The 13,084-nt window shown below is 61.0% G+C and carries 14 protein-coding genes; 4 read left to right on the top strand and 10 right to left on the bottom strand.

Annotation, left to right across the window (positions count from 1 at the left end):
- Positions 1-27 precede the first annotated feature (27 nt).
- The 5 genes from AC07OP_RS09280 to AC07OP_RS09300 form a co-directional block, all read right to left on the bottom strand.
- On the bottom strand, positions 28-759 hold the full coding sequence (locus AC07OP_RS09280; protein WP_027608119.1) for a carbonic anhydrase: 732 nt from the start codon (positions 757-759) through the stop codon (positions 28-30).
- Between the two features lie 226 nt (positions 760-985).
- Complete coding sequence (locus AC07OP_RS09285; RefSeq protein ID WP_495100746.1) at positions 986-2,044, bottom strand: PA0069 family radical SAM protein; 1,059 nt, start codon at positions 2,042-2,044, stop codon at positions 986-988.
- Between the two features lie 70 nt (positions 2,045-2,114).
- Entirely contained in the window at positions 2,115-3,413 is a 1,299-nt protein-coding gene (locus AC07OP_RS09290; RefSeq protein WP_495100747.1) for a c-type cytochrome, read from the bottom strand.
- A 12-nt stretch (positions 3,414-3,425) separates the two neighbouring features.
- Positions 3,426-5,210, bottom strand: coding sequence for a GMC family oxidoreductase (locus AC07OP_RS09295; protein ID WP_065937877.1), 1,785 nt, complete (start codon positions 5,208-5,210; stop codon positions 3,426-3,428).
- 2 nt (positions 5,211-5,212) lie between these two features.
- Positions 5,213-5,965: a gluconate 2-dehydrogenase subunit 3 family protein gene (locus AC07OP_RS09300; protein ID WP_027608123.1), complete on the bottom strand. Its 753-nt coding sequence runs from the start codon at positions 5,963-5,965 to the stop codon at positions 5,213-5,215.
- Between the two features lie 273 nt (positions 5,966-6,238).
- Here AC07OP_RS09300 and AC07OP_RS09305 point away from each other — a divergent pair, with 273 nt between their 5' ends.
- Complete coding sequence (locus tag AC07OP_RS09305) at positions 6,239-6,925, top strand: phosphatase domain-containing protein (RefSeq protein ID WP_495100748.1); 687 nt, start codon at positions 6,239-6,241, stop codon at positions 6,923-6,925.
- 25 nt (positions 6,926-6,950) lie between these two features.
- Here AC07OP_RS09305 and AC07OP_RS09310 read toward each other — a convergent pair whose 3' ends face one another.
- Positions 6,951-7,223 (bottom strand): YheV family putative zinc ribbon protein, encoded by a 273-nt coding sequence (locus AC07OP_RS09310; RefSeq protein WP_027608125.1) that lies wholly within the window; start codon positions 7,221-7,223, stop codon positions 6,951-6,953.
- The gene (prlC, locus tag AC07OP_RS09315) at positions 7,220-9,271 is read right to left on the bottom strand and encodes an oligopeptidase A (RefSeq protein WP_065926837.1); all 2,052 of its coding nucleotides are present in this window, start codon (positions 9,269-9,271) and stop codon (positions 7,220-7,222) included. The genes AC07OP_RS09310 and prlC overlap by 4 nt, the downstream gene beginning before the upstream one ends.
- Before the next feature lie 102 nt (positions 9,272-9,373).
- On the opposite strand from prlC, the gene AC07OP_RS09320 reads away from it, so the two are divergent.
- Both AC07OP_RS09320 and AC07OP_RS09325 read left to right on the top strand, forming a co-directional pair.
- Complete coding sequence (locus AC07OP_RS09320) at positions 9,374-9,916, top strand: gamma carbonic anhydrase family protein (RefSeq protein ID WP_027608127.1); 543 nt, start codon at positions 9,374-9,376, stop codon at positions 9,914-9,916.
- Complete coding sequence (locus AC07OP_RS09325) at positions 9,913-10,572, top strand: HAD family hydrolase (RefSeq protein ID WP_495100749.1); 660 nt, start codon at positions 9,913-9,915, stop codon at positions 10,570-10,572. Before AC07OP_RS09320 ends, AC07OP_RS09325 begins: the two co-directional genes overlap by 4 nt.
- Before the next feature lie 59 nt (positions 10,573-10,631).
- On the opposite strand, the gene AC07OP_RS09330 is transcribed toward AC07OP_RS09325, so the two are convergent.
- The gene (locus AC07OP_RS09330; protein ID WP_495100750.1) at positions 10,632-11,675 is read right to left on the bottom strand and encodes an aminopeptidase; all 1,044 of its coding nucleotides are present in this window, start codon (positions 11,673-11,675) and stop codon (positions 10,632-10,634) included.
- Positions 11,676-11,785: 110 nt separating this feature from the next.
- Here AC07OP_RS09330 and AC07OP_RS09335 point away from each other — a divergent pair, with 110 nt between their 5' ends.
- Positions 11,786-12,208 (top strand): PA0061/PA0062 family lipoprotein, encoded by a 423-nt coding sequence (locus AC07OP_RS09335; RefSeq protein WP_495100751.1) that lies wholly within the window; start codon positions 11,786-11,788, stop codon positions 12,206-12,208.
- Here AC07OP_RS09335 and AC07OP_RS09340 read toward each other — a convergent pair whose 3' ends face one another.
- Together AC07OP_RS09340 and AC07OP_RS09345 are read right to left on the bottom strand one after the other, a co-directional pair.
- Complete coding sequence (locus tag AC07OP_RS09340; protein WP_017734725.1) at positions 12,209-12,448, bottom strand: DUF1161 domain-containing protein; 240 nt, start codon at positions 12,446-12,448, stop codon at positions 12,209-12,211. It lies immediately after the preceding gene.
- 146 nt (positions 12,449-12,594) lie between these two features.
- Positions 12,595-13,026, bottom strand: a complete 432-nt coding sequence (locus AC07OP_RS09345) for an OsmC family protein (protein WP_027608131.1) — start codon at positions 13,024-13,026, stop codon at positions 12,595-12,597.
- Positions 13,027-13,084 lie beyond the last annotated feature (58 nt).

Raw genomic sequence — 13,084 nt, forward strand, 5'->3', positions numbered from 1 at the left:
CACCGCTTTACCCGGCAGGGAAGTGTTTTAGAAGCGCGCTTTAGGCGTCGCGGAAGGAATCGGCCCTTCGCCGCTCAACGGTCGGAATGCCGACTGATCAGCATCGTAGGCTCGAATTTCACTGGTCTCGATGTTGTAGATCCAGCCGTGAATAAACAGCTGACCATTGGCCATGCGCGACGCCACCGAAGGATGGGTACGCAAATGCTGCAGTTGGGCGATGACGTTTTCTTCGGTGAGCACTTTCATGCTCTCGCCTTCGTTAGCACAGTCGCAGTTGTCCTCGACCATGGACTTGGCGACTTCGGCATGCCGCAGCCAGGCCCTTACCGTTGGCATCTTCTCCAGGCTGGCGGGGTTGAGGACCGCGCGCATGGCGCCACAATCGGAGTGCCCGCACACGATGATGTGCTGCACACCCAGGGCCAGTACCGCGTACTCGATGGCAGTGGAGACACCGCCGTTCATCTGCCCATAAGGCGGCACGACGTTACCGACGTTGCGGGTCACGAACAGGTCGCCGGGAGAGCTTTGGGTAATCAGCTCAGGCACGATGCGCGAGTCGGCGCAGGTAATGAACATCGCCCGTGGGCTCTGGGCCGTGGCGAGTTTCTTGAAGAGTTCTTCCTGCTGAGGGAAGACGTCGTGATGGAAATGCAAAAAGCCGTCAACGATATGTTTTAGCGCTGCATCGGCAGACTCTGCCACCTGAGGGGCTGAAGCCGACGCAGCCAACGGCTGTTTATCCTTGTCACTCATGATTCATCCTCTTGATTAATGCAGGGGAGTTTTCAGGTCAGTTCGACGCCAGGCCAGTGAAATAGTTGTAAAAGCCACAATCCAGGCTGCCGACTCATCAGTCACTCGCTGAACAAGGTAACCACCGAAACTTAACTCAAACTGAATGAACCGCTCTAGATCGCGGGTTTCAGTGATATCAAAACGCGACTATTCCTACAGGAACGGTGCATTCTGCCTTTTCAGTTTACAACAATGCCATCTGTCTGCCCGGTGGACAGAACGCCGTGCAATCCAGATTGAAGCCTTCTCTGCGATCGAGCCCCAGGCGTTTGATCGCCTTGCTGAAGCGCTGGGCCAGCAGGTCGGCGAACGGCCCCTCGCCCCGCATGCGGACGCCGAACCGACTGTCGTAGACCTCACCACCGCGCACCTGGCGCACCAGGCTCATGACATGGGCCGCACGCTGCGGGTAATGCGCCGCCAGCCACTCCTCGAACAGCGGCGCCACCTCCAGCGGCAGGCGCAACATCATGTACGCCGCACTCTGCGCACCGGCGGCATGGGCTTCGGTGAGCAGGCTTTCCAACTCGCTGTCGTTGATCATCGGGATCATCGGCGAGCACAGCACGCCCACCGGGATGCCCGCCCCGCGCATCACCCGTATGGCCCGCAACCGCGCCTTGGGCGCGGCGGTGCGCGGCTCCAGGATGCGCTTGAGCTCATCATCCAGGCTGGTGAGGCTGATCATCACCGCCACAAGGCGTTTCCTGGCCAGCTCCGCCAGCAGGTCCAGGTCGCGCAGGATCAACGAGCCCTTGGTAATGATGGTGACCGGGTGCCGATAACGCAGCAGCACCTCGAGGGTTTGCCGGGTGATCCTGTACTCGCGCTCGATAGGCTGGTACGGGTCGGTGTTGGAACCCAGGTTGATCGGCGCACACACATAGCCCGGCTTCGACAGCTGCTGTTCCAGCACGTCGGCCGCATTGCTCTTGGCGATCAGCCTGGTTTCGAAATCCAGCCCCGGCGACATATCCCAGTAGGCATGGCTGGGCCGTGCATAGCAATAAATGCAGCCATGCTCGCAGCCACGGTAAGGGTTGATGGAGCGGTCGAACGGCAGGTCCGGCGAGTTGTTGCGGGTGATGATGGTCTTGGCCGTTTCGATGCGCACTTCGGTGCCCTGGGTCGGCGGCACTTCCTGGTACCAGCCGTCGTCCTCGGCCACGCTGACGGTGGGCGCAAAGCGGTTGTGCAGGTTGGTGGCCGTGCCCCGACCACGGGGCGGCAGCGGAATAGACATGAAAGCGCCTCGATACTGTTTTTATATACAGTATCGAGGCGCGATGTTTCTGACCAGTGCCGTCTGGCGGTCAGTGCTTTTGTGTGACCTGCCCCAGGTCATCGCCCGATGTGGTGCGCATGTCGTTCTTGCGTAGGTCGGCCACGTCACTGGCTTTCACCGCGGCCCCCTGGTTACCCCAACTGCCACGGATGAAACTGACCACAGCCGCCACTTCCTGGTCCGACAGGCGCCAGGCGAACGCCGGCATGGTAAAGGTCGACGGTGCCGTGTGAGTGGCCGGCAACGTGCCGCCGTTCAACACGATGTTGATCAACGACGTGGCGTCCGCCGTCTGCACCACCGGGTTGCCCGCCAACGCCGGGAACACCCGTGTGTAACCATGGCCATCGGTACGGTGGCAGGCCGCGCAGTTGTCGATATACACCGAGGCACCGGGCTTGCTGTCATCGCCCTTCCACAGCGCCTCGGCCACCTGCTTGTCATATTGGTGCGGCTGATCCTGCGGGTCCACCGCCGGCAGGCTCTTGAGGTAACGGGCGATAGCGGTCAGGTCGTCCTGGGACATGTACTGCATGCTATGCACGACCACGTCGCTCATACCGCCAAACACCGCACTGCGATCACTGCGACCGGTCTTGAGGAATTGCACCAGCTGCGCCTCGCTCCAACTGCCGAGGCCGTCCTTGTGGTCACCGCGCAGGCTCTTGGCGATCCAGCCTTCCAGTGGCGCGCTACCGGACAGGAAGGCCTTGCCGTCAGTCGCGCTCAGGGCTTTTTCCTGCATGGTCAGGGCGCGTGGTGTATGGCACGCGCCACAGTGGCCAAGGCCTTCCACCAGGTAGGCGCCACGGCTGATCACCGGGTCTGCGTCGGCCACGACAGGCTTATCCACCACCTCAGGGGCAAACATCCAGCGCCACGCCGCCAGCGGCCAACGCATGCTCAACGGCCACGGAATGTCGCTGTCCTTGTTCACCTGGGCGACCGGTTCCACGCCCTTCATGAAGTACGCATACAACGCCTGCATATCGCTTTCGCTGACACGCGCATAGGACGGGTAGGGCATCGCCGGGTAAAGCGTACTACCACTCTTGGCGACACCGTGACGCACGGCCTTGTCGAAGTCCTCGAAGCTGTAGTCGCCCAGGCCGGACTTGTCCGGGGTGATGTTGGTGGAATAGATCACACCGATGGGGGTTTCCATCGGCAGGCCACCGGCGAACGGTTTGCCGCCCTTGGCGGTGTGGCAGGCCACGCAGTCGCCGGCACGGGCCAGGTATTCGCCCTGCTTGATCAGGTCGGTTTCGGCGGCACTGATCGAGCAGCTGCTGAGCAGGGCAAACGTCGCGATAACAAATGCTTTCATGGTCATCGCTCCTTATGCCTGAACCAGCGGGCCGGGGTTTTTCAGGTACTGCTCGCGGATCGCCCGGGCCGACCAGTAGGTCAATGCCGCCACCAGGCCGGTAGGGTTGTAGCCCAAGCCCTGTGGGAAAGCGGATGCGCCGGGGACAAACACGTTGTGCACATCCCAGCACTGCAAGTAGCGGTTCAGCGCACTGGTCTTCGGATCGGTCCCCATGATCGCGCCACCGTTGAGGTGGGTGGTCTGGTACGACGCGGTGTTGAAGTGCTCACCGACTTTTTTGCCCAGCACCGCAATCGCCTTGGGGTTCATCGCTTCGGCGACCTTGCCCATTTTCTCGACCATGAAGCGGTTCATCTTGATGTCGTTTTCCTGCCAGTCGAACGTCATGCGCAGCAGCGGCAGGCCGTAGGCATCGCGGTAGACCGGATCCAGATCCAGGTAGTTACCCCGGTAGGATTGATGGGCACCGTGAGCATCCATCGACACCTGGTGGGTGTAGTAATCGGCGGTGGCGCGCTTCCAGGCACTGCCCCAGGCCGGTGTGCCGGGCGGGTTGGACGTACCGGCAATCGGCCGGCTGCCGGCCTGGTTGACCCACATCGGCGAACCGCCCACAAAGCCATGGGGCCCGTGATCGAAGTTGTCGGCGTTGAAATCATCGATGGCCACGCCATTGCCGCCGGCACCGATAAAGTTGTTGGTATGGGTGTCCTTGTCGAAGAACGCCTTGATGGTGGCCATGTTCTGGTAGGCAAAGTTCCTGCCCACCACACCCTCATTGGTTATCGGGTCGTAAGGCTTGCCGATGCCCGACAGCAGCATCAGCCGCACGTTGTGGAACTGGAACGCGCCGAGGATCACCAGGTCTGCCGGTTGTTCGCACTCTCGGCCCTGGGCGTCGATGTAGGTCACGCCGGTGGCCTTGCTCTTGGTGCTGTCCAGATTGACCTTGAGCACGTGGGAGTTGGGCCGCAGCTCGAAATTCGGCACCTGGCGCAGCGCCGGCAGGATGTTCACGTTCGGCGAGGCCTTGGAGTACATGTAGCACACGTAGCCGCTGCAAAAACCGCAGAAGTTGCACGGGCCCATCTGCGCGCCGTAGGGGTTGGTGTAAGGCCCCGAGGTATTGGCTGACGGCAGGTTGTAGGGCTTGTACCCGACGCTGGCGGCGGCTTTCTGAAACAGCTGTGCGGAGACTGTGTTCTTTTGCGCTTCCAACGGAAACGGGTTGGAACGGTCCGGCGCATAGGGGTTGCCGCCACGCCCTTCGCCCACCACCTGGCCTTTCACGGTCCAGGCCTGGCCTGAGGTGCCGAAGACTTTTTCCGCATAGTCGAAAAACGGCTCCAGCTCTTCGTAGCTCACGCCGAAGTCCTGGATGGTCATGTCCTTGGGAATGAAATGCTTGCCGTAGCGCTCTTCGTAATGGCTGCGCATGCGCAGTTCAATCGGATCGACACGGAAATGCACGCCCGACCAGTGCAAGCCCGCACCGCCCACGCCGTTACCCGGCAAAAACGCGCCGAGCTGACGGTTAGGCAAGGCAACGTCATTCACGCTATGGCGAATCGTCACCGTCTCCTTGGAGATGTCCTGGAAGAGTTTTTTACGCACGCTGTAGGTCAGTTCGTCGATGACCTGGGGATAGTTGCCGTCCGGGTAAGTGTCCTGCATCGGGCCGCGCTCCAGCGCCAGCACGTTCAGTCCGGCTTCCGTCAGCTCCTTGGCCATGATCGCGCCGGTCCAGCCGAAGCCGACAATCACCGCATCCACTTTCTTCATGATGGTCGCCACGTTTATGCCCTCTCGCCGCGGATGGATACTGCCGGGAAGGGGTACTGCTCGTTGCGTTCCACCCAGTCCATGAAATCGGCGCGGGCGCCGGGGAAGCCAATCATGGTCCAGCCGACCATGCCTTTGTTGCCACCATGGATCGGGTCGCAGAAGAAGCCTTCCTTGGTGTTTTGCAGCAGCAGGTTGAAGAACATCTTCGGCGGCACCGCGTCAAAATGTGCCGTGACTTCACTGCCGCCCGCCTCCAGGCGCCGCAACATATCGTCTCGGGTAGCGCTGTCTTGCGCAGCAAAAACTTTGCCGTTGAACGCCTTCGACCAGGCATCCGTCGCGGCAATACCCAGGCGATAGATGTCCTTGGGCACCAACTTGCTCTGCCAGCCCATCTCCGGTGGCGCATCGGCATTAAACGGGCCTTGCATGAACCACAGGGCACCGCTGGCGTAAGGCGTGTTCATCTGCCGGTCGATGTACTCCGGCGCGCCAGCTTCCAGGGCGCCGGGGCCTTGGGCATCGGCCGGGATCAGACGCTCGACGGCAGCGTTGATAAACGCCCATTCCTCGGCAGTGAAATAGCTTGGCTCGTAGGCTTTTTCGCTGGCCGCAGGCTTGGCTGGCGCAGCCTCGACCGGCGCAGGCGTCGCCATCAGCATCGAACCGCCAAGGCCGGTGCTGGCAACCGTGACCACCGGGATCAAGGTCAAGGATTTGCGTAGAAAGTCACGCCGGGGGTTGTCTTGATCTTGATCAGACATGGTGGCACCTCATCATGTGGTCACGGGTTATCAGCCGCTTCTAGGGAGTGGCTTGGCGTTGTCGGGCGGCGAACTGGATCCAGGCGATCCAGGGAGATAGAGCGCAGCACGCAAACAATAGTTACAAATGATAGCAGCCTAAGCATCGAGAGAATCGCTTCAGCGACTAAAGATTGAGGATTCACGATTCTTTGACGCACACCTCACACCTCCTTGACCCGCCGTGACCGACTCTGGGCGCTATTAACCACTCCCTATAGGGTGACGTCGCCCATGTACAAGCATCATTGGTTGCCGGCCCTGGGCCTGGCGTTCATGGCACTGTTCACCACAGCTTTTGCGCGGGCCGATGACACTATGTCCCTGCGTTCTCCAGAATGGGCCCAGCCAGTGGGCGACCGCTACAACCTGCATCAAATGACGCCCACGCTCTATCGCAGCGCATTGCCGGATAGCAAGGCAGCGCCGTTGCTGGAACAGCTCAAGATCGGCACCGTGATCAACTTCCTGCCCGAGTCCGATAGCAACTGGCTGAAGGCGCCAGGCATCCGTCAGGTTCAGTTGAGTTATCGCACCAACCATGTGGATGACTCTGACGTACTGGCGGCACTCAGGGCGATCAAGGAAGCGGAAGCGAACGGCCCGGTGCTGATGCATTGCAAGCACGGCTCTGACCGCACCGGCCTGATGGCGGCGATGTATCGCGTGGTGATCCAGGGATGGAGCAAGGAGGATGCGCTGAACGAGATGACCTTGGGCGGTTTCGGCACCAGTAACGGCTTCAAGGACGGCGTTCGCTACATGATGAGGGCCGATATCGACAAGTTGCGCACAGCCTTGGCGAATGGCGATTGCAGCACCAGCGCCTTTGCCCTGTGCTCGATGAACAGCTGGCTGAACCCGGCGAGCAAGGATCACGGGCCCGCCGAGGAAAAAACCGCACTGCTGGTTACCCCCTGAGACGCACTCCCAGGGGGTAGACGAGTCAGTCTTTCTTCAGCTTCGGGTTAGGGAAAAACTGCACCGCCTGCACCTTCGGGTCCGGCGCTTTCAACGCCGATGTATTGACCCGCGTGCCCAGTTCCTTGGGCACCGACAGGCCTTGATCATTCAGCGTATCGGTATACCCGCAGGCCACGCACTCGCGATGCGGCACGCTATCCTCGGTCCACATCTTCAACTTGTCCGGCTCGCTGCACGCCGGGCAGACCGCCCCGGCGATAAATTGCTTTTTGGTAATCACAGGCCCTTCACTCATGCTGCTGCGTCCTCACTCAGGCCGCTGTGGCGCAAGAGTGCGTCAATCGACGGGGCACGTCCGCGGAAGTCGACGAACAGCACCATCGGCGCCTGGGAACCGCCGCGCGCCAGGATCGCCTCGCGGAAGGCACGGCCGGTCTCGGCATTGAGCACGCCGTCTTCTTCGAATTTGGAGAAGGCATCCGCCGACAGCACTTCGGCCCATTTGTAGCTGTAGTAGCCCGCGGCATAACCGCCAGCGAAGATGTGCGCAAAGCTGTTGGGGAAACGGTTGTAGGCTGGCGGACGCATCACCGACACCTCATCGCGCACGCCTTCGAGCACCTGGGCCACGCTGCGGCCATCGCCATGGGTGGCATGCAACTCGAAGTCGAACAGCGAGAACTCCAACTGGCGCACCATCATCAGGCCGGACTGGAAGTTCTTCGCCGCGAGCATTTTTTCCAGCAGGTCCTGGGGCAGTGGCTCGCCGCTTTCATAGTGGCCGGAGATCAGCGCCAGGCCTTCCGGCTCCCAGCACCAGTTCTCCATGAACTGGCTCGGCAACTCCACCGCATCCCACGCCACGCCATTGATACCGGACACGCCGGCATGCTCGACGCGGGTCAGCAGGTGATGCAGGCCATGGCCGAATTCGTGGAACAGGGTGGTCACTTCATCGTGGGTCAGTAGGGCAGGCTTGCCGCTGTCGGCCGGGGTGAAGTTGCACACCAGGTTCGCCACCGGGCTTTGCAGTACGCCGTCGATGGTGCGACGACGGTCGCGCGCGCCGTCCATCCAGGCACCGCCACGCTTGTTGGCGCGGGCGTAGAGGTCGAAGAAGAAGCGCCCGACGTGCTGGCCGTTTTCCTTGATTTCAAACAGGCGAACATCCGGGTGCCAGGTGTCGAAGCCTTTTTGCTCGGCAATCTCGATGCCGTACAAACGCTGCACAATGGCGAACAGGCCGCCCAGCACCTTGTCGATCGGGAAGTAGGCGCGCAGGGCTTCCTGGGACACGCTGTAGCGTTGCTCACGCAGCTTTTCGCCGTAGAAACCGCTGTCCCAGCTTTGCAGGTCGGCGCAGCCTTGTTCGGCGGCGTAGGCCTTGAGCTGTTGCAGGTCCTGGGCAGCGAACGGCTTGCTGCGCTTGGCCAGGTCCCGCAGGAAGCTCAACACCTGGTCGCTGGACTCGGCCATCTTGGTGGCCAGGCTCAGCTCGGAGAACGAGGCGTAACCCAAAAGCTTGGCCAGTTCCTGACGCAGGTCGAGGATCTGTTCCATCACCGGGCCGTTATCGTTCTGACCGGCATTCGGGCCTTGGTCTGACGCACGGGTGCAGTAGGCCGCGTAGATTTCTTCGCGCAGGGCGCGGTCCTGGGCGTAGGTCATGACCGCGTAGTAGCTTGGAAACTCAAGGGTGATCAGCCAACCGTCGAGGCCTTTGGCCTGCGCGGCAGCGGCCATCTGCGCCTTGGCCGAATCGGTCAGGCCGGCGAGGGTGGCTTCCTCGGTGACGTGCTTGGTCCACGCCTGGGTGGCGTCCAGCAGCTGGTTGGAGAATTTGCTGCCCAGCTCGGAAAGCTTGCTCTGCACTTCGGCGTAACGTTTTTGCTGCTCAGGCGGCAAGTCGATACCCGAGAGGCGGAAGTCGCGCAGGGAGTGTTCGAGGATGGTTTTTTGCGCCACGTCGAAACCGGCGGCTTCCGGGCTGTTGGCCAGGGCTTCGAAGGCCTGGAACAGCGCGCGGTTCTGGCCCATCTCGGTGGAGTAGGCGCTCAATGCCGGCAGGCACGCCTCGTAGGCTTCGCGCAGCTCGGCGCTGTTGCACACGGCGTTGAGGTGGCTGACCGGGCTCCAGGCGGCGCCCAGGCGATCATTCAATTCGTCCATGGCCAGCACCAGGCCGGCCCATGTCGGATTTTTACCCTGGCTTTGCAGGATGCCTTCGATGGCAACACGGTTATCGGCGAGGATCTGTTCGATGGCCGGCTGCACGTGCTCGGCACGGATCGCCGAGAACGGCGGCAGGTCGTAGGACTGCAGAAGAGGGTTGTTCGCGCTCACGGTTGGCACCTTGGCTGAAGAAACATGTAAGAACAAAGATGGGGCCATCTTAATTACAATCAACGTCCACCGCAGCTATCAGCACATAAGAGAGAGGCTATCGTGACCCTTCGCACCTATCAGAACCACACGCCAACCCTGGGCGCCGGGGCTTTTGTCGATATTTCGGCGGTGGTGATCGGCGATGTCGAAATCGGCACCGACAGCTCGGTCTGGCCGCTGACCGTGATTCGCGGCGACATGCACCGCATCCGTATCGGCGCGCGCACCAGCGTGCAGGACGGCTGCGTGCTGCACATTACCCATGCCGGACCGTTCAATCCTGACGGTTTCCCGCTGCTGATCGGCGATGACGTGACCATCGCCCACAAGGTCATGCTGCATGGCTGCACCGTGGGCAACCGGATTTTGATCGGCATGGGCAGCATCGTGATGGACGGCGCCGTGGTGGAAGACGACGTCATCATCGGCGCCGGCAGCCTGGTGCCGCCGGGCAAGAAACTCGACAGTGGTTTTTTGTATGTGGGCAGCCCGGTTAAACAAATCCGCCCGCTGACTGACAAGGAACGCGCCTTTTTCACCTACAGCGCCGCCAACTACGTGAAGCTCAAAGACCTGCACCTGGCTGAAGGATTCGACCAATGACCCTCCCTTACCAAACCGTGCTGTTCGACCTGGATGGCACCCTCACCGACCCACGGGAGGGCATCACCCGCTCGATCCAGTACGCCCTTGGCAAACTGGGCATCGACGAACCCGACCTGACCCAACTCGAACACTTCATCGGCCCGCCGTTGCTGCAAGCCTTCATGCAGTTCTACGACTTCGATGAGGCCAAGGCCTGGGAGGCGGTGAATTTCTACCGCGAGCGCTTCAAGGTCACCGGGCTGTACGAAAACCGCGTATTCGACGGCGTGATGCCGCTGCTCGAAGACCTGGGCAAGCAGGGCCGCCAGTTGTACGTCGCCACGTCCAAGCCCTGGGTGTTTGCCCGCGAGATCGCGCGGCATTTCGATTTTGCCAGGCACTTCAAGGTGATCTACGGCAGCGAACTGGACGGGACACGCACCAACAAGGTCGAGTTGATTGCGCATTTGATCAGAGAAGAAGGCCTGGACCCGGCGACCACCTTGATGATCGGTGATCGTAAGCACGACCTGATCGGGGCGCGCAGCAATGGCGTGGATTCGGCGGCCGTCGGTTATGGGTTTGGTAGTTTCGAAGAGTTGAACGCCGAAGCGCCGACCTGGCATTTCGAGACGTTGGCGCAGATGCATCAGGCGTTTTTGCAACGGCCCTGAGGCCGCCATCGGGGGCAAGCCTCCTCCCACATTGGGAGCGGCTTGCCCCCGATGAGGCGCTACCGATCAGTACCTTCCAACCGCCTCAACGCAGCCTTGCGCTGCCCCACCGGCAACTCGCCCATCTTCTCCACTGCGGCGTAAAACTTCAGCCAATCGCCGCCTTCCTGCCTGAACAACGCCGCAAACGCCGGCACCCACCGGTCATACAGCCCGAACGGCAACAACCGCGCATTGTTCATCGGCAGGTTCATCCAGGCGTCATAACGCTTGTCCCCACCCCATTGGCTATCGCGCATCTGCCGGTACTCACGGCGCAACGCCTCGAATTCGGCGGCCTTGGCCTGGCGCATCGCCTCGACGGACAGCGGTTGCGCATAGAGTTTTTCCAGGCGCTTACGTGTATCGAGGATCAGCTGGGTAAATTGGTCCCGCTGCTGCCGCGTCGAGCTGCCAAGCGGCGCCAGGCCCTGGGCCGCGCGCCACTGGCGGGTGCCTTCCTGCTCGACGAAGCTGGCAAACGACTCGTTGAATTCGGTGTCATCCTTCACGTAGAACCGCTGGTGCGCCAGCTCATGGAAAATCAGCGTGGCCAGGCGTTCGTCGCCCCAGTTCATCATCGAATTCATGATCGGGTCGTTGAACCAACCCAGGGTGGAATAGGCTTCGACGCCACCTATCGATACGTCCATGCCTTGCTGGCGCAACAACGCCGCCTCACCCCGTGCCGCGCCCTGGCGGTAATAGCCGCGATAGGCCACGCAACCGGCAATGGGGAAGCAATGGGTTTGAGGCGCCAGGGAAAATTCCGGCGTGGCGAAGACATTCCAGACCACATAGGGTCGACCAATATCCGCATACAACCGGTAACTCTGGTTGTCCGGCAGATGCAGGTCCTCGCTGGCGAAGGTTCGGGCTTTCTGTGCTTGAGCCAGATGATCACGCAGCCCCTGTGGCCGCGACGGATCGGCGATGACCTCGGCAACCGGTTCCCGGGCTCGCAACAGCTGCCACTGACCACCTGCCAATTGGCTGTAGTAACTGACGCTGGAACAGCCACTGAGCAGCACGACTATCAACCCTGGAAGAAAACGCCTGACCATGCCCCGACCGCTCCTGGGTGATGTGTTCGCCAGACTATCGTGCCTGAAGGGGATTTTTCCACGACGCGGCGTGTTTATACTCAAACCTCTCCTTGCGTTGAGTACCTGCCATGCGCCAGCTCCTGCTTCCCACCGTCGCCCTGTTGCTCAGCGCCTGCGCTTCGACCCCCCTGCCGCCGGTCGACCCGCACCAGGCCTGGGTCGATTTCGCTACGCCGACGCCGGGAGCCAAGCTGGTGATGGCGCAGCGCCTGGATGGTAAGAACCTGCCGGACGGACGCTACTTCCAGGTGCCACCGGGCAGTCACGAGTTGATGGTGCGCTTTGATTTCGAGGTGCCGACCGGCGGCAGCCTCAATGGCTTTGGGCAAACGGCCGACCGCACCTGTTTCATCACGCTGCAGTACGACCATTTCGAGGCTGGCCAACGCTATCGCCTCGAAGGGCGCTCATTGGCCTTCATGCCGAATATCCGGCTGTATAACGCCGCTCGCCAATTGCTGGCGGAAGAACGCAGCGTCAACTGTCTCTGATCAATCGTTGTTCTTCTGATAGATGATGGCTTTGGTACCGTTCTCACAGCTGCCGACGACCATGGCGACGTCGTGCTTGTCAGCCTCTTCCTTGCTGACAATTTCCAAGGTGTAGGACGGAACCGCGTTCGCCTGGATCTTGACCTCAATCTCTTTCCTGAGCTCTTCGCAGTCTTTTGGTGCGGCCACAGCCGATGTGGCCAACACACCGCAAATGATCGCCAAAGCAAAACGTTTCATGTGTGAAGCTCCCTGAATGCATGCGCACGGGTGTGCGCCTAAGGCTGCATAGGCTATAGGACCACATTCGGGAAACACGAGTTCTGATTTAACGCAGAACAAAATGTGGGAGGGGGCTGGCCCCCTCCCACAGTGGACCTGCGGTGTCAGCTGACCAGCGTGGCATCCAGGCTGATCTTCGCATTCAGCACCTTGGACACCGGGCACCCTTCCTTGGCCTTCTTGCTCAATTCATCGAACTGCGCCTGGCTGGCACCCGGGATCTTGGCCTTGAGCACCAAGTGCACGGCGGTGATCGCGAAGCCGCCATCGACCTGGTCCAGGGTCACTTCGGCCTGGGTGTCGATGCTGTCAGCCTTGAGCCCGGCGTCGCCGAGAATCATGGAAAAGGCCATGGAGAAACAGCCGGCGTGGGCCGCGCCAATCAGTTCTTCAGGATTGGTACCCTTGCCGCCTTCGAAACGGGCCTTGAAGCCGTAGGGCGCTTCGCGCAGCACGCCGGTTTCGGTGGAAATGGAGCCCAGGCCAGTCTTCAGATCACCTTCCCAATGCGCGGATGCCTTTTTAACGATACTCATAGCTTTCTCCTCGAACGGTGGTTTTGCGTCGGTAAGGTTCTGAGGATAGACGCGCCGG

Source organism: Pseudomonas sp. GW821-FHT09D08 (genome assembly GCF_059416305.1).

Bases quoted from the DNA above. Each gene is read 5' to 3' on its own strand.
- AC07OP_RS09285 (WP_495100746.1), bottom strand. From the start codon at position 2,044: ATGTCTATTCCGCTGCCGCCCCGTGGTCGGGGCACGGCCACCAACCTG.
- AC07OP_RS09345 (WP_027608131.1), bottom strand. From the start codon at position 13,026: ATGAGTATCGTTAAAAAGGCATCCGCGCATTGGGAAGGTGATCTGAAG.
- AC07OP_RS09335 (WP_495100751.1), top strand. From the start codon at position 11,786: ATGCGCCAGCTCCTGCTTCCCACCGTCGCCCTGTTGCTCAGCGCCTGC.
- AC07OP_RS09280 (WP_027608119.1), bottom strand. From the start codon at position 759: ATGAGTGACAAGGATAAACAGCCGTTGGCTGCGTCGGCTTCAGCCCCT.
- AC07OP_RS09305 (WP_495100748.1), top strand. From the start codon at position 6,239: ATGTACAAGCATCATTGGTTGCCGGCCCTGGGCCTGGCGTTCATGGCA.
- AC07OP_RS09340 (WP_017734725.1), bottom strand. From the start codon at position 12,448: ATGAAACGTTTTGCTTTGGCGATCATTTGCGGTGTGTTGGCCACATCG.
- AC07OP_RS09310 (WP_027608125.1), bottom strand. From the start codon at position 7,223: ATGAGTGAAGGGCCTGTGATTACCAAAAAGCAATTTATCGCCGGGGCG.
- AC07OP_RS09325 (WP_495100749.1), top strand. From the start codon at position 9,913: ATGACCCTCCCTTACCAAACCGTGCTGTTCGACCTGGATGGCACCCTC.
- AC07OP_RS09300 (WP_027608123.1), bottom strand. From the start codon at position 5,965: ATGTCTGATCAAGATCAAGACAACCCCCGGCGTGACTTTCTACGCAAA.
- AC07OP_RS09290 (WP_495100747.1), bottom strand. From the start codon at position 3,413: ATGAAAGCATTTGTTATCGCGACGTTTGCCCTGCTCAGCAGCTGCTCG.
- AC07OP_RS09330 (WP_495100750.1), bottom strand. From the start codon at position 11,675: ATGGTCAGGCGTTTTCTTCCAGGGTTGATAGTCGTGCTGCTCAGTGGC.